Genomic DNA, 23,128 nt, shown 5'->3' on the forward strand with positions numbered 1-23,128 from the left:
TGACGTCACGGCGTCCACCCTCCCACCCTCCCACCGGCCCCACGCGTCTCCACGCGTCTCCACGCGTCTCACCGGGTGGACGCGCCTCCGACTCCCGGTCCAGGACCGGATACGCTCCGCTCGTGGCTGAGATCCAGATTCCCGCTGACATCAAGCCCGCCGACGGACGCTTCGGCGCGGGCCCCTCCAAGGTGCGGACCGAGGCGCTGGACGCCCTCGCCGCCACCGGTACCTCCCTGCTCGGCACCTCGCACCGCCAGGCCCCGGTCAAGAACCTGGTCGGCTCGGTGCGTCAGGGCCTCCGGGACCTCTTCTCCCTCCCCGAGGGCTACGAGGTGATCCTGGGCAACGGCGGCTCCACCGCCTTCTGGGACATCGCGACCGCCGGTCTGATCGAGCGGAAGTCCCAGCACCTCACCTTCGGCGAGTTCTCGTCCAAGTTCGCCAAGGCCGCGAAGCTCGCGCCGTGGCTGGACGAGCCGTCCGTGATCTCCTCCGAGCCGGGCACGCACCCCGAGCCGGTCGCCGAGGCGGGCGTGGACGTGTACGCGTACACGCACAACGAGACCTCGACGGGTGTCGCGGCGCCGATCAAGCGCGTCGCGGGTGCGGACGCCGGTTCGCTCGTCCTGGTGGACGCGACCTCGGGTGCCGGTGGACTTCCGGTGGACATCACCGAGACCGACGTCTACTACTTCGCCCCGCAGAAGTCCTTCGCCTCGGACGGCGGCCTGTGGCTGGCCGCGTTCTCCCCGGCCGCCCTGGAGCGGGCCGCGCGCGTGCACGCCTCGGGCCGGCACATCCCGGAGTTCTTCTCGCTGCCGACGGCGATCGACAACTCGCTGAAGAACCAGACGTACAACACCCCGGCGCTCTCCACCCTCTTCCTGCTGAACCAGCAGCTGGAGTGGATGAACAGCCAGGGCGGCCTGGAGTTCACCACCGGCCGTACGGCGGCCAGCGCGCGCAACCTGTACGGCTGGGCGGAGGCGTCGAAGTACGCCAACCCCTTCGTCCAGGACGCCGACAAGCGCTCGGCCGTCATCGGCACGATCGACTTCTCCGACGACATCGACGCGGCCGCGATCGCCAAGGTGCTGCGCGCCAACGGCATCGTGGACACCGAGCCGTACCGCAAGCTCGGCCGCAACCAGCTCCGTATCGCGATGTTCCCGGCGATCGACCCGGCGGACGTGCAGGCGCTGACCGCGTGCATCGACTACGTGATCGAGCAGCTCTGACCGCTGCGCTCTGAGACAGGAGTCCCCGGTGCCTTGCCTGCGCCGGGGACTCCTGCCGTTTCCGGCAGGGCCTCGGCCCTCGCCGTCGTCGTGTTCGCCCACCTCACGGGCAGGGCGTAGGCCCCCACGCGATACCTTCAGCACTCCTGCAAGACAGCACAGACGTGGAGGCACCGGCATGAACGTGCGAGTCACGGCGGCCCAGAGCGGCGTGGACCCCTTCGGCACGGCCCGGCTGCGGCGCGGGGTGCTCGACGCGTGGGGTGCGGGCCCGGCCCGCTTCCGCGAGGACGCCAACGCCGAGGAGGACCTGGCGCTCGGCGGCTACCGGGACCGGCTCGTCGTGGAGCTGGCCCAGAACGCCGCCGACGCCGCGGGCCGCGCCAAGGTCCCCGGCCGGCTGCGGCTGACCCTGCACCCCGCCGGGCCGGACGGCCCCGCCGTGCTGGCCGCCGCCAACACCGGGGCCCCGCTCGACGCGACGGGCGTGGAGTCGCTGAGCACCCTGCGCGCCTCCGCCAAGCGGGAGAACGACCAGGGCTCCGTCGGCCGCTTCGGCGTCGGCTTCGCCGCCGTGCTGGCCGTCTCCGACGAGCCGGCGGTGCTCGGCCGCCACGGCGGGGTCCGCTGGTCCCTCGCCGAGGCCCGCGAGCTGGCCCGGGACGCCGCCAACGGCAGCCCCGGGCTCGGTGACGAACTCCGCCGCCGCGACGGCCACGTACCGCTGCTGCGGCTGCCGCTGCCCGCCGAGGGCACCGCCCCCGAGGGGTACGACACCGTCGTGGTCCTCCCGCTGCGCGACGCCGCCGCCGAGGACCTCGCCGAACGCCTGCTCGCCGGGATCGACGACGCCCTGCTGCTGACCCTGCCCGGACTGCGCGAGGTCGTCGTGGAGACCCCGGCCGCCGGGCACCGCGTGCTCTACCGGCGCATGGACGGCCCGTACACCGTCATCGAGGACTCCGCCTCCGGCACCCACCGCTGGCGCACCGTCCGCCACACCGGCCCCATCGAGCCGGCCCTGCTCGCCGACCGGCCCGTCGAGGAGCGGCTGCGGCCCGACTGGACCGTCACCTGGGCCGCCCCCGTGGACGCCGACGGCGCGCCCGTACACCCGCGCACCGCGCCCGTCGTGCACGCCCCGACCCCCACCGACGAGCCGCTGGGCGTCCCCGCCCTGCTCATCGCCTCGCTGCCGCTGGACACCACGCGCCGCCACCCCGCCCCCGGGCCGCTGACCGACTTCCTGGTCGAGCGCGCGGCGGACGCCTACGCCGAACTCCTGGGCGCCTGGGACCCGGTGAGCACCGCCCTGGTGGACCTGGTCCCCGGCCCGCTCGGCAAGAGCGCGCTCGACGGGGCCCTGCGCGCCGCCGTGCTCCAGCGGCTGCCCCGCACCGCCTTCCTCGCCCCGGCCGCCCCCACCGAGGAACTGTCGGCGCTGCGCCCCTTCGAGGCCGAGATCGTGGAGGGCGCCGGCTCCGACACCGTACGGGTCCTCGCGGAGGTGCTCCCGACGCTGCTGCCCGCCGGGCTGGAGCGGCGCCCCGAGCTGCGCACCCTGGGCGTGGGCCGGCTGCCGCTGGGCGACGCCATCGAGCGGATCGCGGGCATCGAGCGCACCCCGGACTGGTGGCACCGCCTGTACGACACCCTGGCCGGGGTGGATCCCGACCGGCTCTCGGGCCTGCCCGTGCCGCTCGCCGACGGGCGCACCACGATCGGCCCGCGCCACGTCCTGCTGCCGGGCACGGACACCCCGGCGGACCTGGCCCGCCTGGGCCTGAAGGTGGCCCACCCGGAGGCGGCGCACCCGCTGCTGGAGAAGCTGGGCGCCCTGCCCGCCACCGCGCGCGCCGTCCTGACGACCCCGCAGATCCGCGCCGCCGTGGCCGCCTCCCTGGACGCGGGCGAGATCTGGGACGAGGACGCCGACACCCTGGACGCGGACGAACTGGCCGAGGTGGTCCTCACCCTGGTCCGCGACGCCGGCCTGGCCCCCGGCGACGAGCCCTGGCTGGGCGCGCTGGCCCTGCCGGACGAGGACGGGGAGCCGACCCCGGCCGGTGAACTGCTGCTCGCCGGAAGCCCGCTGGCCTCCGTCCTGCGCGAGGACGAGGTCCCGTACCTGGACGCCGAGCTGGCGGCGCGCTGGGACGCGGACACGCTGGCCGCCTGCGGGGTGCTGACCGAGTTCCAGCTGGTCCGCGCCACCGACGTGGTCCTCGACCCGGACGAACTGGAGCCCCGCGACGGGGACTTCGCCGAGCCCGACGACGCGGGCCTGCTGGACGCGGTCGACGTGTGGTGCGAGGACCTCCTCGACCAGCTCCCGGACACCCCCGTACCGCCGGTGGCCACCGAGCTGATCGCCGTCCGGGACCTCGACCTCGTCGACGACGACCGCTGGCCGCAGGCCCTGGCGATGCTCGCGCAGCCCCCGCTGCGCGACGCCCTGACCCAGCCCGTACGCATCCTGCTCCCGGACGGCACCACGCAGTCCGTGCGCCCGTACACCGCCTGGTGGCTGCGCGACCACCCGGTGCTCGACGGCCGCCGCCCGGCCGGGCTGCGGGCGGCCGGCGGCGACCCGCTGCTGGAGGGCCTGTACACCTCGGCGGACGCGACGGGCTTCGAGGACGAGCAGGTCCTGCGCGCCCTGGGCGTACGCACCTCCGTGCGCGCCCTGCTGGAGGAGCCCGGCGGCGCGGCCGAGCTGCTGGGCCGGCTCGGCGACCCGGACCGCGAGGTGAGCGGCCACCAGCTGCACGGCCTGTACGGGGCCCTGGCCGATCTGGACCCGGAGCAGGTCACGCTCCCGGACGAGCTGCGGGCGGTGGTCGACGGGGAGCCCGTCGTGGTCGACGCGGCCGAGGCGGTCGTCGCCGACGCCCCCGACCTGCTCCCCTTGACGGCGGGCCTCGCCCTCCTGCCGGTCTCCCCCTCCCGCGCGGCCGACCTGGCCGAGCTGCTCCAGGTGCGCCGTCTGTCGGAGACGGTCCCGGCGGAGGTGAGCACCCCGGGCGAGGAGCACGAGGTCCCGGAGTCGGTACGCGTCCTCCTGGGCCCGTCGACGCCGGCGACGTACGTCGAGCACGAGGAGCTGATCGCGGGCGGCACGGAGCTGGACTGGCGCCGCACCCCGGACGGCGTCCTGCACGCCGCCACCCTGGAGGGCGTCGCGGCGGGCCTGGCCTGGTCGGCGGGGCAGTGGCCGCGCCGCTTCGAGGTGGCGGCCCTCCTGGAGGACCCCTCCCGCACGGCGGAACTGGCCCGCGACAGGTGGTTCGACTAGAGGGCTGCGGAACCCGGCGAGGAGTTCAGCGATCGACCGTGCCGTTTCCGCGGGAGCGCCGTACAGGGCAACAGATCTCGATCTAGAGTTGCCTGGAACGAGACGGCACGGGGGGGACCGCTTGTACGAGGATCCGCGCACGCCTCAGGACTGGGAGGACGTGGCGTTGGAGCGCCGGTCCGACGCGGTACACCTGCATCTCGCCGACCGACAGGTCGCATGCCTGTACTACCTGGGGTTCACCGCTGAGTGCTTCGCCAAAGCACTGTGCGTGGCACAAGGACGTCCAGTGCCGCGCGGCCGTGACGGGCACGACGTGCTGGCCATCTTGGCGCAGGCGGGGTATAGCCCGAATGTGCTTCCGCCCGAAGTCCGGAACTTTCTGTCGGACCGAGATGTCAGCCTGCGCTACCAGGCGATGCTGCCTGAGGATGTACGCATCGAGGACGAGATCAAAGCGGCCAATCGCTTCGCGAGCTGGTGCATCAAGCAGCTGCGCCGTCGCACGAGGGCGCAGAGGAGGAAAACGCCGTGACAGAGCCCGACGAAATTTCCCGCATCGAGGGATCCCTTCGGGAATCCCTCGGGGTCCGGGTGTGGGTGATCGCAGACCCCTACTCCGGCGTCCGGGTCACCGCAATTTCGACGGAATTTACAGGGATGACGCCCCGCGGGCGGCGAGAGCACGTTCAGGCCCTGGTGCCGGACGCGGACATCGTCCGATACGAACTGCTCACACCCGAGGAGGCAGATTTCGTCGAGCTGGAAGAACTCGCCGCCGCACCCGTACAGGCCGAGCTTCCGCTATGGCCGGAGGCTTTGGCCAGCGGTAAGGCGGACGAGATCACAGTGCGCTTCCCCTCAGACGACTACGGGACGCTCCCGTCTCCAGTGGTCTCGACCTTCTACTCGCTACGCGGTGGTGTTGGCCGGTCCACTGCATTGGCGCACGCCGCGCGCGGCATTGCGGAGCAGGGTCTGACCGTGCTCTGCATCGATATGGACTTGGAAGCTCCCGGCCTTGCTTCGCTGTTCGACGTCGAGGAAAGCGTTACCGAAGGAATGGGCGTCGTATCCCTGCTGGCCACCGCCGAGGTGACCGGTGAGATCCGGTCCCTCGATGCACATGTGCTGCGCGTCACCGAGGACATGGGGCTGTTCCTTCTTCCCGCAGGCCGGCCAGACGCCGAGTACGCCCGGTTGCTCGCGCACCTCGACCCCACGGCCTGGTACGAGGACGATGAGATCAACCCTCTGCGGCTGTTGGTCGAGGCGGTTTCAAAGCTCCCCGAGCGGCCTGATGTGGTGCTGATCGATTCACGAACCGGTATCAGCCCGCTCGCCGCGCCGCTTCTGTTCGACGTTTCCGACATCAATATCATCGCCTTCTACCCTCACCCACAGGCCCAGGCGGGCACACGCGCACTCACCCGGGCCCTGCTCGCGGCGAAATCCCGCCGGTCCACGGAAGGAAGCCCGTACACCCCGGAGGTTCGCTTCGTCGTCTCCCCGGTACCGGCTACACCCGAGGTCCGCGAGCTCTACGCAGAGCGTGCGCAGGACTGGATCAGGGAGTGGCTGTCCGTGGCACGGCATGCCTCCGGCAGTCCCGCTTTCGAGGCACTGGAGGAAATCGTCCAGGTCATCGGCTACCAGGAGACACTGGCCGCTTCCGACTCCGTGATGCGGGTCCAGGGCGCGGATGACTTCACGGTCGTAGCGAACTGGATCACCGGACTCGTAGAGCCCCGTGATGCCCTCGGTGACCGGGAAGACTCGCTTGCGGAGCCGAGCAAGGCAGACGTGCTCGCGTCCCTCCACTTCGCTGGTGAGACAGCTGAGAACCAGGAGTGGGACGAACTCCACAACACCTTCCTGAGCACTGCGGACGTGGACCGCGCACTCGACTTGGACACCGTCGTCGTCATCGGGCGCAAGGGCACTGGCAAGACAGCCGTGTTCCGCAAACTCGCAGAGAACCCGCAGGCGGTCGTGGTCACCAGCCCCCCGGGGCTGGACACTCACAAGAGCTGGACGCCGGACGCGGACGTATACGCGGCACTGGAGTCGGAACTGCGGGCCAGAGGACTGGAGTGGCGGCAGGCATGGCCGGCGATTGTCGGCCTGGCCATCCACCAGCACCTTCCCGAGGCTCCACAGCCCCATTGGGCTGACGAACCCATCGGTACGGCATCGGGGGGCAGCGGATATCTCAAGACAGACCTTCTTAGGGACGTGCGGGCGCTGCTCTCGCCTCCTCAGGCACCCCTGCTGGTCGGCGAGTGGCTGCAAGAGATCGATCGCAGCATGACCGATAACCACGTGCTGCTGTTCGACGCGCTGGACACCGGATTCGGAAACACCGACAGTGAGCGCAAGCGCCGTAACGAGGGCGTGGCCGGTCTGCTCACCACAGTGGGTGCGGTTGGACCGCAGTTGCGTCGGCTCAAGTTCAAGGTCTTGTTGCGCGAGGACATCTGGCGCGAGGTCGGCGTGCCCAACAAGTCCCATCTCAGCGCCCGCTCGGCTCGCCTGAGCTGGTCCAATAAGACGGACTATCTGCGAATCGCGATCAAGCAGGCATGGCGGTCGACCGCGTTCAAGCAACTGGTGACCGCGAGGCTGAACAAACCCGGTTTTCGACTGGAGGACACTCCCATCGAATACTGGCCGGAGGAGTTTGTCCGCAACGCCTGGGTCATCTTGGCAAGCGAGCGCGTCTCTGGTGGCCGCACTGCGTACACCGACAATTGGGTGTGGTCCCGGCTCGCCGACGCCAATGGCGATCACGCTCCCCGGGCACTGGCCCAGATGATGACCGTCGCCGTGAACTTGGAGCGGGCGTTCGAAGCGGGCAACAAGTACTCCCGGTCCATCATCAGGCCTCGGGCCCTCGTGGAGTCCTTGGACGAGGTCAGCTCATCGGCCTTGGACGCCCTTCAGCGTGACGAGTTCCCTGAACTTGATCCTCTGCTGACCAGGCTGCGCGAGATCGGTTCCACCCCCTTCCCTGCCGAGCAGCTCGCAGACGCATCACCCGACCTCGTCCGGCTCGCCCGCGACGTCGGGCTCCTCGAGGCGGTGTCCGGCCCCCGCGACAAAACCGAGCGATATCGGGTACCCGAGATGTACCGCAAGGCACTCAGCATGACCCGCAAGGGCCAGGCCTGACCCTAGGGTGCGCCTTTCCGATCATCCGATCGTTGAGGTGGCTGTGAGGGATGCGTCTGAGATATCCGATGCCTTCTGGATGGTGATCGCGCCGTCGCTGCCGCCGACGGGCCGGGCTCGTGGCAGGTGGCGGGATCACCGCCCGGTACTGGAAGGCCTCGTCTTCAAGTGCCGCACCCGGGCACCCTGGAGGGACCTGCCAGAACGGTTCAGGCCCTGGCAGACCGTCCACGGCCGGTTCGCCCGCTGGGCCGCCGAAGGCACCTTCAGCCGCATGCTGGCCGCAGCCCAGGGCAGGGCTGCGGTGGCCTGGCTGGGCACGCTCGATTCCACGATTGTGCGGGCCCACCAGCAGCCGCAGTCAAAGGGGGCTTGAAGAACGGGGCCTGGGCGCTCCCGCGGCGGACTGACCAGCAAGATCTATCTCGGCTGTGGCAAACGTGGCCGGCCCTGGCGGTCCTTGTCACCGGCGGCAACCGCAACGGCTGAACCCAAGCCGAAGCCGTCATCGACCGGATCAAGGTCACCGGCCCCGGAACGGGACGGCCCCGGGTGCTGCCGGTCCGGGGGTGGTCGTCGACAAGGACTACTCGGCCCACACGTTCCGCACCTACCTGCGCAGACGCGGAATCAATGCCACGATCCCCGAACAGATCGACCAACTCGCCGACCGCGCCCGACACCAGCACCAGTGCGGCTTCGACAAAGCCATTTACCGACGCCGCAACGTCGTCGAACGGTGTTTCCACCGACTCAAGCAGTAGCGCGGCATCGCCACCCACTACGACAAAAACCCGACCGATACCTCGCCGCGATCACACCCGCCAGCACACTCATCTGGCTCACAGCATGATTGACAAGACGCCCCCTACGCCGGGAACTTCCGGTCCACCCACCGGAAGGTGAACTCGATCAGGGTGGCGGCGGCCGCCGCGATGGCGACCGCGATCCACGGCATGGTCACGCCCTCCAGCTTGAGCTGGAAGAACTCCTGGAGCCAGGGCACGACGAGGACGACGAGGAAGGCCCCGGCCATCGCGCCGACCAGGCCGACCCGCCACCACGTGTAGGGGCGGGCGATGATCGCCAGGACCCACATCGAGGTCAGGAACAGGGCCAGCGTCGCCGCGCTGGTCTCGGCCTTGAGGGAGTCCGGGCCGGTGTAGTGGGCGCGGGCGACCAGGTACGTCACGAAGGTGGCGGTCGCCGCGATCGCGCCGCCGGGGATGGCGTAGCGCATGACCCGTTTCACGAAGTGCGGCTTCGCGCGTTCCCTGTTCGGGGCGAGCGCCAGGAAGAAGGCCGGGATGCCGATGGTGAGGGTGGACAGCAGGGTGAGGTGGCGCGGCAGGAAGGGGTACTCGACCTGGGAGCACACCACCAGGATGGCGAGCAGCACCGAGTAGACCGTCTTGGTGAGGAAGAGGGTCGCGACCCGGGTGATGTTGCCGATGACCCTGCGGCCCTCGGCGACCACCGAGGGGAGGGTGGCGAAGCTGTTGTTGAGGAGGACGATCTGCGCGACGGCGCGGGTGGCCTCGGAGCCCGAGCCCATGCTCACGCCGATGTCGGCGTCCTTGAGGGCGAGGACGTCGTTGACGCCGTCGCCGGTCATGGCGACCGTGTGGCCGTTGGACTGGAGGGCGCCGACCATGTCCCGCTTCTGCTGCGGGGTGACGCGGCCGAAGACCGAGTTGCCGTCGAGGACCTCCGCCATCGCGGCCTGCTCGGCCGGCAGCCGGCGGGCGTCGACGGTGTTGTGCGCGCCCGGCAGCCCGAGTTTGCCGGCCACCGCGCTGACGGAGACGGCGTTGTCCCCGGAGATGACCTTCGCCTTGACGTCCTGGTCCTCGAAGTAGCGCAGGGTGTCGGCGGCGTCGGGGCGCAGCCGCTGTTCGAGGACGACGAGGGCGGTGGGCTTGACCCCGTCGGCGACGGCGGGGTCGTCGAGCTCGCGGGCGGCGCGGGCCAGCAGGAGGACCCGCAGTCCCTGTTCGTTGAGGCCGTTGATCTCCTCGAGCGCCGGGTCCCCGGCCGGCAGGAGCACGTCGGGGGCGCCGAGCAGCCAGGTGTTGTTCTCGCCGTCGCCCTCGCTGAAGCTGGCGCCGCTGTACTTGCGGGCGGAGGAGAAGGGCAGGGACTCGGTGCAGCGCCACTCGGCGCTGTCGGGGTAGGCGTCGATGATGGCCTGGAGGCTGGCGTTGGGGCGCGGGTCGGACTCGCCCAGCGCCCCGAGCACCTTCTTGACGTACGCGGGTTCCGTGCCGCCGAGGGGGCGGAGCTCGGTGACGTCCATGCCGCCTTCGGTGAGGGTGCCGGTCTTGTCGAGGCAGACGACGTCGACGCGGGCGAGGCCCTCGATGGCGGGCAGCTCCTGGACGAGGCACTGCTTGCGGCCGAGCCGGATGACGCCGATGGCGAAGGCGACGGAGGTGAGGAGGACGAGCCCTTCGGGGATCATCGGGACGATGCCGCCGACGGTGCGGGCGATGGAGTCCTTCAGGCCCGAGTCCTTGACCACGAGCTGGCTGATGATCAGGCCGATCGAGGTCGGGACCATCATCCAGGTGACGTACTTGAGGATGGTGGAGATGCCGGAGCGCAGCTCGGAGTGGACGAGCGTGAAGCGCGAGGCCTCTTCGGCCAGCTGGGCGGCGTAGGCCTCGCGGCCGACCTTGGTGGCGGTGAAGGCACCGCCGCCGGCGACCACGAAGGAGCCGGACATGACCTGGTCGCCGGCCTTCTTCAGGACGGGGTCGGCCTCGCCGGTGAGCAGGGACTCGTCGATCTCCAGTCCGTCGGCCTCGCCGACGATCCCGTCGACGACGACCTTGTCGCCGGGGCCGAGTTCGATGACGTCGTCGAGCACGATCTCGGAGGTGGAGATCTCGGCGGTGGTGCCGTCGCGGCGCACGCTCGGTTTGGCCTCGCCGATGACGGCGAGGCCGTCGAGGGTCTTCTTGGCGCGCAGTTCCTGGATGATGCCGATCCCGGTGTTCGCGATGATCACGAAGCCGAAGAGGCTGTCCTGGATGGGCGCGACGAAGAGCATGACGAGCCAGAGCACGCCGATGATGGCGTTGAACCGGGTGAAGACGTTCCCGCGGACGATCTCCGCGGTGGACCGGGAGGAGCGGACGGGGACGTCGTTGACGTCGCCGCGCGCCACGCGCTCGGCCACCTGGGCGGTGCTGAGGCCGCCCGGCTTGAACCGGGGGGCGGGGGGTTTCACGGGGTGCACGGGATCGAGCTCGGCGCCCGCGTCGATGGCGGCGCCGCCGGCCCGTTCCGGCCCGTCCTGGTCGATCCTCGCCCGCTGCGTCATGCTTTCGACGGTAAAGGGCGTTCGAACGCTTCACCCGCCGAGCGGTGCGAAGATCCGACTTCAGGATGAGCGGAATCGTCCCCTGGTCGCCCCCTCGGCTGGTCGCCCCCTCGGCTGGTCGCCCCCTCGGCGCGGCGCGCCGGCTTACGCCTCGCCGCCGGCCTGCTCCTCGCCCTGGGCGCCCCGGGCGTCCTGTGCGGCCCGCTCCGCCGCGTGGCGCTTGAGCGCCGCGTCGCGGCCTCGGACGTACCAGATGCCGATCAGGCCGAGCCCGCCGCCGGCGGCGCAGGTCCACAGCCACCACAGCAGGTCCCGGTCCGCGAACCACCCGTAGAACGGCAGCTGGACGAGGAACAGGGCGAACCAGAGGATCGTGCCGCCTGTGATGGTGGCGACAACCGGCCCCTCCAGGGGCTCGGGCGCCTCGTGCTTCGCAGTCCACTTCGCCATGGAGCCAAGTCTAGGTGGCGCGTTTTGGGGTCTACGCGCGGAGATGGACTGCCCTTCGTTCATGTGTTCATACTGAAACGGTTTGCCTGCGACCGGATTCGTTCGTATGAACCGCCCAATAGACCCGTTTGAGGACCGCATGAGCACCTCGGCACCCGCCGCGGCCCCCACCACCGGCCTGGACCGCTACTTCAAGATCTCGGAGCGCGGCTCGACCGTCGCCCGCGAGGTCCGGGGCGGCTTCGCCACCTTCTTCGCGATGGCCTACATCATCGTGCTGAACCCGATCATCCTGGGCAGCGCGAAGGACATGTACGGGCACCAGCTCGACGGCGGCCAGCTCGTCACCGCCACCGTCCTGACGGCCGCCTTCTCCACCCTCCTCATGGGCGTCATCGGCAACGTCCCGATCGCCCTGGCCGCCGGCCTCGGCGTCAACACCGTCGTCGCCCTCCAGCTCGCCCCGCGCATGAGCTGGCCCGACGCCATGGGCATGGTCGTCCTGGCCGGCTTCGTGGTGATGCTGCTGGTCGCCACCGGCCTGCGCGAGCGGGTCATGAACGCCGTCCCGGCGGGGCTGCGCAAGGGCATCGCGATCGGCATCGGCCTGTTCATCATGCTGATCGGCCTGGTCGACGCCGGCTTCGTCACCCGCATCCCGGACGCCGCGCACACCACCGTCCCGCTCCAGCTCGGCGGCAACGGCCACCTGCACGGCTGGCCGGTCCTGATCTTCGTGGTGGGCGTCCTGCTCACCCTCGCGCTGCTGATCCGCAAGACGCCCGGCGCGATCCTGATCTCCATCGTGGTCATGACCGTGATCGCGGTCGCCGTGCAGCTGATCGTCGACCTCCCCGACCTGGCCTGGGGCCTGACCGTGCCGCAGTGGCCGGGCAACCCGGTCGCCGCGCCCGACTTCGGGCTCGTCGGCGAGGTCAGCCTCTTCGGCGGCTTCGACAAGGTCGGCCTGCTCACGGGCCTGCTGTTCGTCTTCACCGTGCTGCTGTCCTGCTTCTTCGACGCGATGGGCACCATCCTCGGCGTCGGCGACGAGGCCAAGCTGACGAAGCCGGACGGCACCTTCCCCGGCATCAACCGGGTCCTGCTCGTCGACGGCCTGGCCGTCGCCTCGGGCGGCGCGACCTCCTCCTCCGCCACCACCTGCTTCGTGGAGTCCACGGCGGGCGTCGGCGAGGGCGCCCGCACGGGCCTGGCCAACGTGGTGACGGGCGGCCTCTTCGCCGTCTCGCTCTTCCTGACCCCGCTCGCCACGATGGTCCCCTCGCAGGCGGCCACCCCCGCCCTCGTCGCGGTCGGCTTCCTGATCCTGGCGGGCTCCGTCAAGGACATCGACTGGAGCGACTTCACCATCGCCGTCCCGGCCTTCATGGCCATGGTGATGATGCCCTTCACCTACTCGATCACCAACGGCATCGGCATCGGCTTCGTGAGCTTCTGCGTGCTGCGCCTGGCGACGGGCCGGGGCCGTGAGGTCCCGGCCGCCATGTACGCCGTCTCCGCGGTGTTCGTCTTCTACTACGCGATGCCCGCGCTGGGCCTCACGTAAGGCCGTAGAACTTCTCCGTCTCGTCGACGGCGGCCTTGAACCGCTCGTCGAAGTCATCGCGAATGAGCGTCCGGACGACATAGTCCTGGACGCTCATTCCGCGTTTGGCGGCATGGTGCCGGAGCCGTTCCAACAGCTCCCCGTCTATGCGCATGCTCAGCACATGTGTCCCCATGTCCGAAAGGGTCGGGGCAGACGGTGTGGACGCGTGTCACTTTCCGCCGCTTACTCACCCGTACGAGTGATGCGCCCGGCTGACCCGGTTCGAGCGGCGGGGCCGGGGAACCCGGTGTTCCTTAGACAGAGTAATGAGTTACTCTAAAGACATGCATGACCTCTCCCGTGGCGACGACGCCGCCGCCGTGAACGATCTCCGTTCCGCCGTGATGCGGCTCGGACGCCGCCTCAAGCACCAGCGGGTCGACGAATCGCTCAGCCCGACCGAGATGTCGGTGCTCGGCACCCTCGCCCGCTGCGGCCAGGCCACCCCCGGTGAGCTGGCCCGGCGCGAGCACGTCCAGCCCCCGTCGATGACACGCATCGTCGCGCTGCTGGAAGCCAAGGGACTGGTCACGCTGGAGCCGCACCCCGAGGACCGCCGCCAGAAGGTGGTCCGCCAGACGGAGGAAGCCGAGGCGATGCTCGAAGAGAGCCGCCGCAAGCGCAACGCCTTCCTGGCCGGGCTCGCGGCCGAGCTGACCGAGGACGAATGGGCCAAGCTCCGCGCGGCCGCACCCGTCCTGGAGAAGCTCGCGCACCTGTAGGAACGACGCCAGGAGGCGAACGCTTTTGAGTACGGGAACCGGAGCAGACTCCGCACCCGGCCATACATCCACCACTACTCCCACCGCGGGCAAGAACAACCTGGGGGCACCGCCCGGCGGTAGCCGGGGGACGTTCAGCTCGCTGAAGATCCGGAACTACCGGCTCTTCGCCACCGGCCAGGTCGTCTCCAACACGGGCACCTGGATGCAGCGCATCGCGCAGGACTGGCTGGTCCTCTCCCTGACCGGCTCCGCGTCCGCCGTCGGCATCACCATCGCCCTGCAGTTCCTGCCGATGCTGCTGTTCGGGCTCTACGGAGGCGTACTCGCCGACCGGCTGCCCAAGCGGCCGCTGCTGATCGCCACACAGACCGCGATGGGCCTCACCGGCGTCGCACTCGCCGTCCTGACCCTGGCCGGACACGTCCAGGTCTGGCACGTCTACCTCGCGGCCTTCCTGATCGGGCTGGTCACCGTCGTCGACAACCCGGCCCGCCAGACGTTCGTCTCCGAGATGGTCGGCCCCGCGCAGCTCGCCAACGCGGTCAGCCTGAACTCCGCGAACTTCCAGTCCGCGCGGCTGGTCGGCCCGGCGATCGCCGGCGTGCTCATCACCGCCGTCGGCTCCGGCTGGGCCTTCCTGCTGAACGGGCTGTCCTTCGCCGCGCCCGTCGCGGGCCTGCTGCTGATGCGGGTGCACGAGCTGCACCCGGTCGAGCCGCGGCCCCGCGCGAAGGGGCAGCTCCGTGAGGGCCTGCGCTACGTCGCCGGGCGGCCGGAGCTGGTCTGGCCGATCGTGCTGGTCGGCTTCATCGGCACCTTCGGGTTCAACTTCCCGATCTGGCTGTCGGCCTTCGTCGACAACGTCTTCCACGGGGACGCGGGCACGTACGGGCTGTTCAACACCCTCATCGCGGCCGGCTCCCTGGCCGGCGCCCTGCTGGCGGCCCGGCGCGGGCACTCCCGCCTGCGGCTGCTGGTGACGGCGGCGGTCCTCTTCTCGCTGCTGCTGGTGGTGACGGCGTTCGCCCCCGCCTTCTGGCTCTTCGCGGCGCTGCTGGTACCCATCGGGATGTTCGGCCTGACGGTCAACGTCGTGGCCAACTCCAGCGTGCAGACGGCCACCGACCCCGAGATGCGGGGGCGGGTCATGGCCCTGTTCATGATGGTCTTCACCGGCGGCACCCCCGTCGGGGCCCCGCTGGTCGGCTGGATCACGGACACCTACGGAGCCCGCCTCGGCATGGCGGCCGGCGGCCTGATCTCCCTGGCGGCCGCGGTCGCCGTCGCGGTGGTCCTCTCCCGCGTCGGCAACCTCCGCCTGAGCGTGAACCGCCACGGCATCACCTTCGTCCCCTCCCCCCGCCCCCGCGAACTGGCCCCGGCCTGACCCTCCGGGGTCCCGGCGGGGCTGGTCCCCTACCCGCCCTTCCACCGTTCCCTCCTCAAACGCCGGAGCGGCTGGCATTTCCAGCCTCGCCGGCGTTTGAGGCGCGGGGTCCGGGGCGGAGCCCCGGGGAACGGGCGAAGGGCGGGTAGGGGACCGCACCGCGCAGCGGCACCCGGACCACCGGCCCCGGCCGACAGGCCCGGCCCCCCGGGCGGAGCCCCGCGCGGCGGGCCGGGACACGGCCGGGGGCGTTATCGTCGGGGCGTGAGGCTATTCGCCGCCGTGCTGCCACCGCCCGGCGCCACCGCAGAGCTACGGGCCGCGCTCGACGCCGCGCCCCGCCCGGACGGCCTGCGCTGGACCGCGGCAGCGGGCTGGCACTTCACGCTCGCCTTCATGGGCGAGGTCCCCGACCCCCTCCTCCCCGACCTGCACGCCCGCCTCGCCCGCGCGGCGGCCCGTACCGCGCCCTTCCCCCTCCGCCTGCACGGCGTCGGCCACTTCGGCGACCGCGCCCTGTGGACCGGGGCCGCCGGGGGCCTCGACGACCTGCGCCTGCTCGCCGAGCGGGCCGACGCCGCCGCCCGCCGGGCCGGGGTGCCCATGGAACAGCACCGCCGCTACACCCCCCACCTCACCCTCGCCCGCAGCCACCACGGGGGCACCGACCTGCGGCCCTGCCTCGACGCCCTCGCCGGCTTCGAGGGCACGCCCTGGCAGGTCGACACCCTCAGCCTGGTCCGCAGCAACCTCCCCACCAGCGGAATCCCCGGCGAGCAGCCCCGCTACGAGACCGTCGGCGCCTGGACCCTCTCGGGCTGAGCCGAGCGTTCGGGGACGGTTCACGCCCCGGTAGCCCGCACTTCGGGGCACGGAATCCGGATTCCGGTGAAACAGAAGTAGTAGAGGCGACCCCGGCATGCTCCGGCCCAGTACCTGGCAATCCGCTCGTCTCCGCCCACTGACGCACCGCACCGCCGGTCGGCCCGCACCACCTCGCGGGCCGACCCGGAGTCCCTCCAGCCACCCTTGAAGGAGCCCCCGTGCCGCTCACCGAGCCGATGACCACCCCCACGGCCCCCGCGCGCGTCGCCACCCGGCGCCGGCTGCTGATGTGCCGTCCGCGGCACTACGACGTCACGTACTCGATCAACCCGTGGATGCACCCGGAGAAGAGCACCGACACCGCCCTCGCCGTCCGCCAGTGGGAGCGGCTGCGCGACCTGTACCGCGAACTCGGCCACCTCGTAGAGGAGATCGAGCCCGTCGAGGGCCTGCCCGACATGGTGTTCGCCGCCAACGGCGCCACAGTCGTCGACGGCAAGGTCTACGGCGCGCGGTTCCGCCACGCGCAGCGCACCGCCGAGGGCCCGGCGTACCTGGACTGGTTCCGGCGCCGGGGCTACCGCGAGGTGCTGTGGCCCGAGTACATCAACGAGGGCGAGGGCGACATCCTCACCGTCGGCCGCCGGCTGCTCGCCGGCACCGGCTTCCGTACCGATCCGCGCTCGCACGCCGAGGCCCAGGAGTTCTTCGGCCTGCCGGTGACGAGCCTGACCCTCGTCGACCCGGAGTACTACCACCTGGACACGGCCCTGGCCGTGCTCTCCGACGACGAGGTCATGTACTACCCGGCCGCCTTCTCCGAGGGCAGCCGGGCCGTGCTCCGCACGTTGTTCCCCCACGCGATCCTCGCCACCGCCGAGGACGCCGCGGTCTTCGGGCTGAACGCCTTCTCCGACGGCCGCCACGTGCTGCTGCCGGAGGCGGCCACCGGCCTGCGGGCCCAGCTCAGCGCGCGCGGCTTCGAGCCGATCGGGGTCGCTCTCTCCGAGCTCCTGAAGGCGGGCGGCAGCGTGAAGTGCTGCACCCTGGAGCTGCGCGACCGCTGAGTCACCACCGACGTAGTTTCCGGAAAGGAACCGTTGTGACCTCTGCGACCGCGATCGCGGACAGCCACGCCCACGCCCGCCTGCTCTGCCTCCTGGCGGACGGAGGAGCCGACTACCGGCTGCTGCGCCACGCCCCGGAGGGGCGTACCGAACTCGCCAGCCTGATACGCGGCCACAGCCTCGAACAGGCCGCCAAGTGCCTGGTCATCAGAGTCGCGCTGGGGCGCAAACAGCGCCGCTACGTGATCGCCGTGGTCCCGGGCCACCGCCGCGTCGACCTGGAGGCGGTGCGGGCCGAGTACGGCGGCACGAACGCCTCCTTCGCCGTCCGGGAGGTCGCCGAGGAGCTGACGGGCTGCGTCAGCGGTTCGATCATGCCGGTGAGCTTCGACCCCTCCGTGGAGGTGGTCGTGGACCCGGCCCTGCTGGAACACGAGGAGATCTGGTTCAACGCGGGCCGGCTGGACGAGTCGGTGGCGCTGAGCACCGCCAGCTACCTGGCGGTGGTACGGCCGAGGGCGGCCCGGATCAGCGCGGAGCCGGAGCCTGCGCCGGAGCTGGTGTCGGCGTCCCGGACGAGTGGCTGAGGGTGACGTAGAGGTACTCGTCGAGCACCTTGGCCAGCGGCAGCCCGGGCCGGCCCAGCTCGGCGGTGAGCGCGTCCTCGTCGAGGCCGCTCTCCGCCAGTGCGGCCCGGGCCCAGGCCCGGCCGGTGCGCAGGTGCCGGTCGAAGGCCTGCGCGTCGCGGCCGCCGTGCAGCCGGGCGGCGATGGCCGCGTCCCAGGGCATGACGGTGCGCGGCCGCAGTGCGAAGAGGGCCTTCGCGGCGGCCGTCGGGCCGAGGGTGCGGCGGCCGAGCGGCAGGGCGGCCAGGTCCCCGTACGCGGCGGCGAGCCGGGCGATGTCCCGGTCGGTGAGGGCCGCGAGCGGGGTGCCGGGCAGGGTGTGCCGGTCCCACCAGGCGCCGAGGCCGGTGCCCAGCGGGTCCGGCTCGCCCTCGCGCGGGTAGCGGATGCGGCAGCCCCAGGCGTTGAGCCAGCGGTGCAGGGCGGTGCGGTGCCCGGCGCCGGAGAGGTCGAGGCCGGGGGCGGTGTCCGCGACGAGGGCCAGCCAGCTGCGGTCCACGCCGGGGAACGCGGCGAACACCTCGGCGGCGGCCCGCAGCCGGTCCAGCCCGGGCGCGGGCGGCAGCCCGCCGTCCGGGTCCCCGAGGTGGGCGCGGGCCACCTTCGCCGGGACGCACATCCGCCAGGCGTCGGTGACCAGTTCCTCGAGTTCCCCCGCGTCGAGGGCGGCCATGCGGGCGTGCACCCAGTGGTAGCGCATGTCCCCGGCGCCGGGCAGTGAGAACTTCTCCGGCTCGGAGGCGACCAGCGCGGCCCGTTCCTCCTTGGGGAAGGCGAAGCCGAGCTCGGTCTCGTCCCGGGAGAGGGCGAGGTAGACGATCCGGCCGATCCGGAACTTCACCCGGTCGCGGATGAGGTGCTCCTCGGTGCGCGGCAGCGCGAGCGCGAGACTCCGTACGTCGTCGACGGTGACCATGACGGAAGTCTCGCAGCCCCTGGCGGAGGGGGCGGGTGCGGGCGCGTTAGTCTCCGCGTTAGTCTCGATGGGTGGACCCGAAGACCAGAAACCGTGTCATGGCCGGTGTGCTCGTGCTGATGTTCGTCGTCGTGGCGGTGGCGGCCGCGGTGGGCCAGTAGCCCCACCCGCCGCCGTAGGCCAGTAGCCCCACCCGCCGGCGCCCCACCCGCCGGCGCTCGACGCACCGGCGGGGCGGGGGCGGACCGGGCGGCCCCGACTACCAGGCGAAGGCTTCCGGCGCGGGGCCCGGGCCCGGGAAGATCTCGTCCAGGGCGGCCAGCAGCTCGGCGGAGAGTTCCAGCTCCACCGCCCGCAGGGCCGAGGCGAGCTGCTCCTGGGTGCGCGGGCCGACGATCGGGCCGGTGACACCGGGGCGGGTCAGCAGCCAGGCCAGGGCCACCTCGCCGGGCTCCAGGCCGTGCTTGTCCAGCAGGTCCTCGTACGCCTGCACCTGCGCCCGTACCGAGCTGTCGGCCAGCGCGTTCCCCGACAGGCCGGTCCAGCTGCGGCCGGACGCCGCGGCCTTGCGGAGCGCGCCGCCCAGCATGCCGCCGTGCAGCGGGGACCACGGGATGACGCCGAGCCCGTACGCCCCGGCGGCCGGGATGACCTCCATCTCGGCCCGCCGTTCGGCGAGGTTGTACAGGCACTGCTCGCTGACCAGCCCGAGCCGGCCGGTGCGCGCCGCGGCCTCGTTGGCCTGGGCGATCTTCCAGCCGGGGAAGTTGGAGGAGCCCGCGTAGAGGATCTTGCCCTGCTGGATCAGGACCTCGACGGCCTGCCAGATCTCCTCGAAGGGGGTCTGCCGGTCGACGTGGTGGAACTGGTAGACGTCGATGTGGTCGGTCTTCAGCCGCCGCAGGCTCTCGTCGACGGCCCGGCGGATGTTCACGGCGGAGAGGCGGTCGTAGTTGGGCCAGGGCTCGCCCTCGGGGGCCATGGAGCCGTAGACCTTGGTGGCGAGGACGGTCTTCTCGCGGCGGCGGCCGCCCTGCGCGAACCAGGTGCCGATGATCTCCTCGGTGCGGCCCTTGTTCTCGCCCCAGCCGTACACGTTGGCGGTGTCGATGACGTTGATGCCCGCGTCGAGGGCGGAGTCCATGAGTGCGTGGCTCTCCGGCTCGCCCGTCTGGGGGCCGAAGTTCATGGTGCCGAGCACGAGGCGGCTGACCTTGAGACCGGTGCGTCCGAGCTGCGTGTACTTCATGGGGCACTAGCCAACTGCTTGGAGTGCGCTCGAGGCAAGAGTGCGTCGTGCGGGGCGTGTTACGGGGTGTTTGACGGGGTGTGCGGCGCGGGCCGGTAGGGGCCGCCGATGCCCCAGGCCTGGTGCAGGACGGCCGCGAACTCGCCCGCCAGGCGGTGCTCGCCGGAGGCGTTGGGGTGCGTGCCGTCGTAGGTGTCGTGGTGGATCTCGTACGCCTCCGGGCGCGCGGCCAGCAGGATGGGTGAGGCGTCGGTCGTCAGGTCGGCCACGGCCTTCGCGAGCAGCTCGTTGAAGCGGGCGACCTCACTCGCGAAGGGCTCGTCCTCCTCGGCCCGGACGTTGGGTATGACCGGCAGGAAGACCATCCGGACGGCGGGGCGGGCCTCGCGCACGGCGGCGACGAAGCGGCGGACGTTGGCGGCGGTCTCGTCGGCCTTGGTGTAGAAGCCGAGGTCGATCAGGCCGAGGGAGACGAGCAGGACGTCCGCCCGGGCGGCGCCGGCGGCGGGCCCGATGAGGGGGGCCATGTGCTGCCAGCCCTCGCCCCAGCCGGCCAGGTGGCGGCGGGCGTGTGCGGGGAAGTCAGGGGCGGCGTAGGCCTGGCTGGTGGCGGTGTCGTCCCCGGTGTCGTACAGCGCGCTGCGCGGGCCGACGATCTCGAAGGAGCCGCCGAGGGTGGCGCTGAGGTGCTGCCACATCCGGTAGCGCCAGGTGTAGTCGCCGGCGCGTCCGATGGTCATGGAGTCGCCGACGAACATGAAACGCATCCGGTCATCATCGCGGATCACGCGACAGGAACCCCTGTGATGCCGGACACGCCGCCCCTGGTGGGCCGGGCCGCTACGCGACCGCCTTCTCCGCGAACGCATCCTGCGCGGCGGCCAGGCGGTGCTTGCGCTTGGGCAGGCCGAAGGTCGGGTGCTCGGTGGCCCACAGCGACATCCAGAGGATGCCCGCCTTGATCCGCGCGGCCTTCCGGCCGCCCAGGTACTTCGGCTTCGCCCGCGCTTCGTGGTCGACCATCTGCAGGATCCCGTCCCGCCGCCCGAGGCTGATGTGATTGCCCACGTACTCCAGCTTGGTGTTCGGGATCTCGCGGCCGGTCAGGCGTCCCACGACCGCGTCCACGGCCTGCCGGCCGGTGTAGCCGGCCGAAGCGCAGGACATCGGCAGCGGCCGGCCGTTGTCGCCGATGGCGTAGGCGCTGTCGCCGACGGCGTAGACGTCCGGGTGCGAGAGCGAGCGCATGGTGCCGTCGACGACGATCCGGCCGTTGTCGGCGACCTCCAGCCCGCCGGCGGCGGCGATGGGGCTGACCGCGAACCCGGCCGTCCACACCGTCGCGTCGGACGCCAGCGCGGTGCCGTCGGCGCACAGCACCCGGGCCGCTTCGACGGCCTCGACGCCGGTGTGCTCCAGAACGGTGACGCCCAGCCGGTCGCAGGCCTGGCGCAGGTGGCTACGGGCTCCGGCGGACAGCTGGGCCCCCAGCTCGCCGCGGGCGACCAGAGCCACCGACAGGCCGGGCCGGGACTCGGCGATCTCGGTGGCGGTCTCGATGCCGGTCAGCCCGTCCCCGACGACCACCACCCTCCCGCCCTCCCGCAGCCCGTCCAGGCGCTCGCGCAGGCGCAGCGCCGAGGGCCGGGCGGCGACATCGAAGGCGTGCTCCGCCACGCCGGGGACACTGCGAACGTCACCGTGGCTGCCGAGCGCGTAGACCAGCGTGTCGTAGCCGAGCTCGCCGTCCGCGTCGGCGTCGGCCACGGCGACGACCCGGCGCCCGGGGTCGACGGCGGTGACGCGGGCCAGGCGCAGCCGTATCCCCGTGCCCTCGAAGAAGTCGGTGAGCTGTGGGGCCTCGATCTCATGGCCCGCCGCGAGCTCGTGCAGCCGCAGCCGCTGGACGAAGTCCGGCTCGGCGTTGACCACGGTGATCTCGGCGTCCGCCGGGGACAGCCGGCGGGCCAGGGTCCCGGCCGCGTACGCCCCGGCGTAGCCGGCGCCGAGGACGACGATGCGGTGCTTCATGTGATGCTCCTGTCGGTTGGCTCGCTCCAGGGGGTTCGGCCTTAAGACACCGCGTGACCGGCGCTTGTGACAGCATGTGACCCGGCTCACTCCCTCGGCGGTGACCGGCAGCGCCCTCATGCCTGACGCCGGATCACCCGGCTGATCAGAGATGCTTGTGGGATGCGCCTGCTGCCCCGGTCGACCGCCGTACCCGCCGCTCTCGTGCTCGCCCTGCTGCCGGGGGCCGCCGTGGCGGCCGAGAGCCCCGCCGCGCCCGCACCCGGGTTCACCATCGGCGATCCGCGGATCAAGGAGTCGAGCGGGCTGGCGGCCAGCCGGGTCCATCCGGGCGTGTACTGGACGCACAACGACAGCGACGACGGCCCGTACGTGTACGCGGTGGACTCGGCGACCGGGAAGACGGTCGCGCGGGTGACGCTGACCGGGATCGGGACCCCGCGCGACGTGGAGGCGATCTCGCTCGGCCCGGACGGGCAGCTGTACGTCGGGGACATCGGCGACAACCGGGGCGGCACCTGGGACCACGTATGGGTCTACCGCTTCCCGGAGCCGAAGGAGCTGGGCGACCGGACCGTCAAGGCCGAGCAGTTCACGGCGACTTACGCGGACGGGCCGCGCAACGCCGAGGCGCTGATGGTGCATCCGGTGACGGGCCGGGTGTACATCGCGAGCAAGAACGAGCAGGGCGGCGGCCTGTACGAGGGACCCGAGCGGCTGTCGGCGGACGGGCGCAACGTCTTCCGGAAGGTCGCGGACGTGCCGTGGGTGACGGACGGGGCGTTCTCGCCGGACGGCGCCCGCCTCACCCTGCGCGGGTACTTCTCGGCCCGCACCTACCCGTGGAATGACGGCCGCCCGGAGGGGGCGGGCGAGCGGATCGACGCACCCTGGCAGGGGCAGGCGGAGTCGGTGACGTACACGCCGGACGGCGGCACGCTGATGTTCGGGGCGGAGGGCGCGAGCAGCAGGGTGGTGGCCGTGCCGGTGGCGCCGGCGGGGTCGCCCGCCCCGACCGGGCCCGGCTCCCCGCAGCAGCCGCCCGCGGGCGCCGGCCCGGGCGCGCAGGGCGTGCCGACGGGGAAGGACGGCGGCGGCTTCGCCAAGGGGGCGCTGGTGCTCGCGGCGGGAACGGCCCTGGTGCTGGCCGGCAAGCGGCTCTTCCGACGCCGCCCGAAGGCCTGAGCCGCACCCCTCGGCCGGGCCCGGGC

18 protein-coding genes and 1 pseudogene are annotated in these 23,128 nt (G+C 71.7%); 12 read left to right on the plus strand and 7 right to left on the minus strand.

Translation table 11 applies throughout. The features are described 5' to 3' along the window. Positions 1-122: 122 nt before the first annotated feature. The 5 genes and pseudogenes from serC (at position 123) to OOK34_RS09835 (ending at position 8,560) form a co-directional block, all read left to right on the plus strand. Positions 123-1,241 carry a phosphoserine transaminase gene (gene serC, locus OOK34_RS09815; RefSeq protein WP_267033483.1) on the plus strand — a complete coding sequence of 373 codons (1,119 nt, stop codon included), beginning with the start codon at positions 123-125 and terminating at the stop codon, positions 1,239-1,241. 178 nt (positions 1,242-1,419) lie between these two features. Continuing rightward, a complete protein-coding gene (locus tag OOK34_RS09820; protein ID WP_267033484.1) occupies positions 1,420-4,536 on the plus strand; it encodes a sacsin N-terminal ATP-binding-like domain-containing protein in 3,117 nt (1,038 codons plus the stop codon). A gap of 121 nt (positions 4,537-4,657) precedes the next feature. After that, the gene (locus tag OOK34_RS09825; RefSeq protein WP_267033485.1) at positions 4,658-5,071 is read left to right on the plus strand and encodes a hypothetical protein; all 414 of its coding nucleotides are present in this window, start codon (positions 4,658-4,660) and stop codon (positions 5,069-5,071) included. Then, positions 5,068-7,707, plus strand: coding sequence for a hypothetical protein (locus OOK34_RS09830; protein ID WP_267033486.1), 2,640 nt, complete (start codon positions 5,068-5,070; stop codon positions 7,705-7,707). The genes OOK34_RS09825 and OOK34_RS09830 overlap by 4 nt, the downstream gene beginning before the upstream one ends. 43 nt (positions 7,708-7,750) lie before the next feature. After that, positions 7,751-8,560: pseudogene (locus OOK34_RS09835) on the plus strand (IS5 family transposase). Between the two features lie 15 nt (positions 8,561-8,575). Here OOK34_RS09835 and OOK34_RS09840 read toward each other — a convergent pair. Both OOK34_RS09840 and OOK34_RS09845 read right to left on the minus strand, forming a co-directional pair. After that, positions 8,576-11,032 (minus strand): cation-translocating P-type ATPase, encoded by a 2,457-nt coding sequence (locus OOK34_RS09840; RefSeq protein WP_267033487.1) that lies wholly within the window; start codon positions 11,030-11,032, stop codon positions 8,576-8,578. Positions 11,033-11,176: 144 nt separating this feature from the next. After that, on the minus strand, positions 11,177-11,482 hold the full coding sequence (locus OOK34_RS09845; protein WP_267033488.1) for a DUF2530 domain-containing protein: 306 nt from the start codon (positions 11,480-11,482) through the stop codon (positions 11,177-11,179). Between the two features lie 139 nt (positions 11,483-11,621). Between OOK34_RS09845 and OOK34_RS09850 the strand changes: the two genes are divergently transcribed. Next, on the plus strand, positions 11,622-13,049 hold the full coding sequence (locus tag OOK34_RS09850) for an NCS2 family permease (RefSeq protein ID WP_267033489.1): 1,428 nt from the start codon (positions 11,622-11,624) through the stop codon (positions 13,047-13,049). Here the strand turns inward: OOK34_RS09850 and OOK34_RS09855 are convergent. Then, complete coding sequence (locus tag OOK34_RS09855) at positions 13,042-13,224, minus strand: hypothetical protein (RefSeq protein WP_007265601.1); 183 nt, start codon at positions 13,222-13,224, stop codon at positions 13,042-13,044. The two genes, OOK34_RS09850 and OOK34_RS09855, sit on opposite strands and share 8 nt — an antisense overlap. 151 nt (positions 13,225-13,375) lie before the next feature. On the opposite strand from OOK34_RS09855, the gene OOK34_RS09860 reads away from it, so the two are divergent. From OOK34_RS09860 to OOK34_RS09880, 5 genes are all read left to right on the plus strand, one after another. Then, positions 13,376-13,813 (plus strand): MarR family winged helix-turn-helix transcriptional regulator, encoded by a 438-nt coding sequence (locus tag OOK34_RS09860; protein WP_267033490.1) that lies wholly within the window; start codon positions 13,376-13,378, stop codon positions 13,811-13,813. A gap of 25 nt (positions 13,814-13,838) precedes the next feature. Beyond that, positions 13,839-15,203 carry an MFS transporter gene (locus OOK34_RS09865; protein ID WP_323183410.1) on the plus strand — a complete coding sequence of 455 codons (1,365 nt, stop codon included), beginning with the start codon at positions 13,839-13,841 and terminating at the stop codon, positions 15,201-15,203. Between the two features lie 264 nt (positions 15,204-15,467). Then, positions 15,468-16,025, plus strand: coding sequence for an RNA 2',3'-cyclic phosphodiesterase (thpR, locus tag OOK34_RS09870; RefSeq protein ID WP_267033491.1), 558 nt, complete (start codon positions 15,468-15,470; stop codon positions 16,023-16,025). Positions 16,026-16,264: 239 nt separating this feature from the next. Continuing rightward, positions 16,265-17,095 (plus strand): dimethylargininase, encoded by an 831-nt coding sequence (gene ddaH / locus OOK34_RS09875; protein ID WP_267036683.1) that lies wholly within the window; start codon positions 16,265-16,267, stop codon positions 17,093-17,095. 35 nt (positions 17,096-17,130) lie between these two features. Beyond that, positions 17,131-17,682, plus strand: coding sequence for a YbaK/EbsC family protein (locus tag OOK34_RS09880; RefSeq protein WP_267033492.1), 552 nt, complete (start codon positions 17,131-17,133; stop codon positions 17,680-17,682). Here OOK34_RS09880 and OOK34_RS09885 read toward each other — a convergent pair. The 4 genes from OOK34_RS09885 to OOK34_RS09900 form a co-directional block, all read right to left on the minus strand. After that, entirely contained in the window at positions 17,624-18,637 is a 1,014-nt protein-coding gene (locus OOK34_RS09885) for an MmcQ/YjbR family DNA-binding protein (protein ID WP_267033493.1), read from the minus strand. The two genes, OOK34_RS09880 and OOK34_RS09885, sit on opposite strands and share 59 nt — an antisense overlap. Before the next feature lie 259 nt (positions 18,638-18,896). Then, entirely contained in the window at positions 18,897-19,886 is a 990-nt protein-coding gene (locus OOK34_RS09890; protein ID WP_267033494.1) for an aldo/keto reductase, read from the minus strand. A gap of 59 nt (positions 19,887-19,945) precedes the next feature. Next, positions 19,946-20,653 (minus strand): GDSL-type esterase/lipase family protein, encoded by a 708-nt coding sequence (locus OOK34_RS09895; RefSeq protein WP_267033495.1) that lies wholly within the window; start codon positions 20,651-20,653, stop codon positions 19,946-19,948. A gap of 73 nt (positions 20,654-20,726) precedes the next feature. Then, complete coding sequence (locus OOK34_RS09900; RefSeq protein ID WP_267033496.1) at positions 20,727-21,917, minus strand: NAD(P)/FAD-dependent oxidoreductase; 1,191 nt, start codon at positions 21,915-21,917, stop codon at positions 20,727-20,729. A 162-nt stretch (positions 21,918-22,079) separates the two neighbouring features. Here OOK34_RS09900 and OOK34_RS09905 point away from each other — a divergent pair, with 162 nt between their 5' ends. Beyond that, positions 22,080-23,102 carry a WD40 repeat domain-containing protein gene (locus OOK34_RS09905; RefSeq protein WP_267033497.1) on the plus strand — a complete coding sequence of 341 codons (1,023 nt, stop codon included), beginning with the start codon at positions 22,080-22,082 and terminating at the stop codon, positions 23,100-23,102. Positions 23,103-23,128 lie beyond the last annotated feature (26 nt).

This window comes from Streptomyces sp. NBC_00091 (genome assembly GCF_026343185.1).
GTDB lineage: Bacteria > Actinomycetota > Actinomycetes > Streptomycetales > Streptomycetaceae > Streptomyces.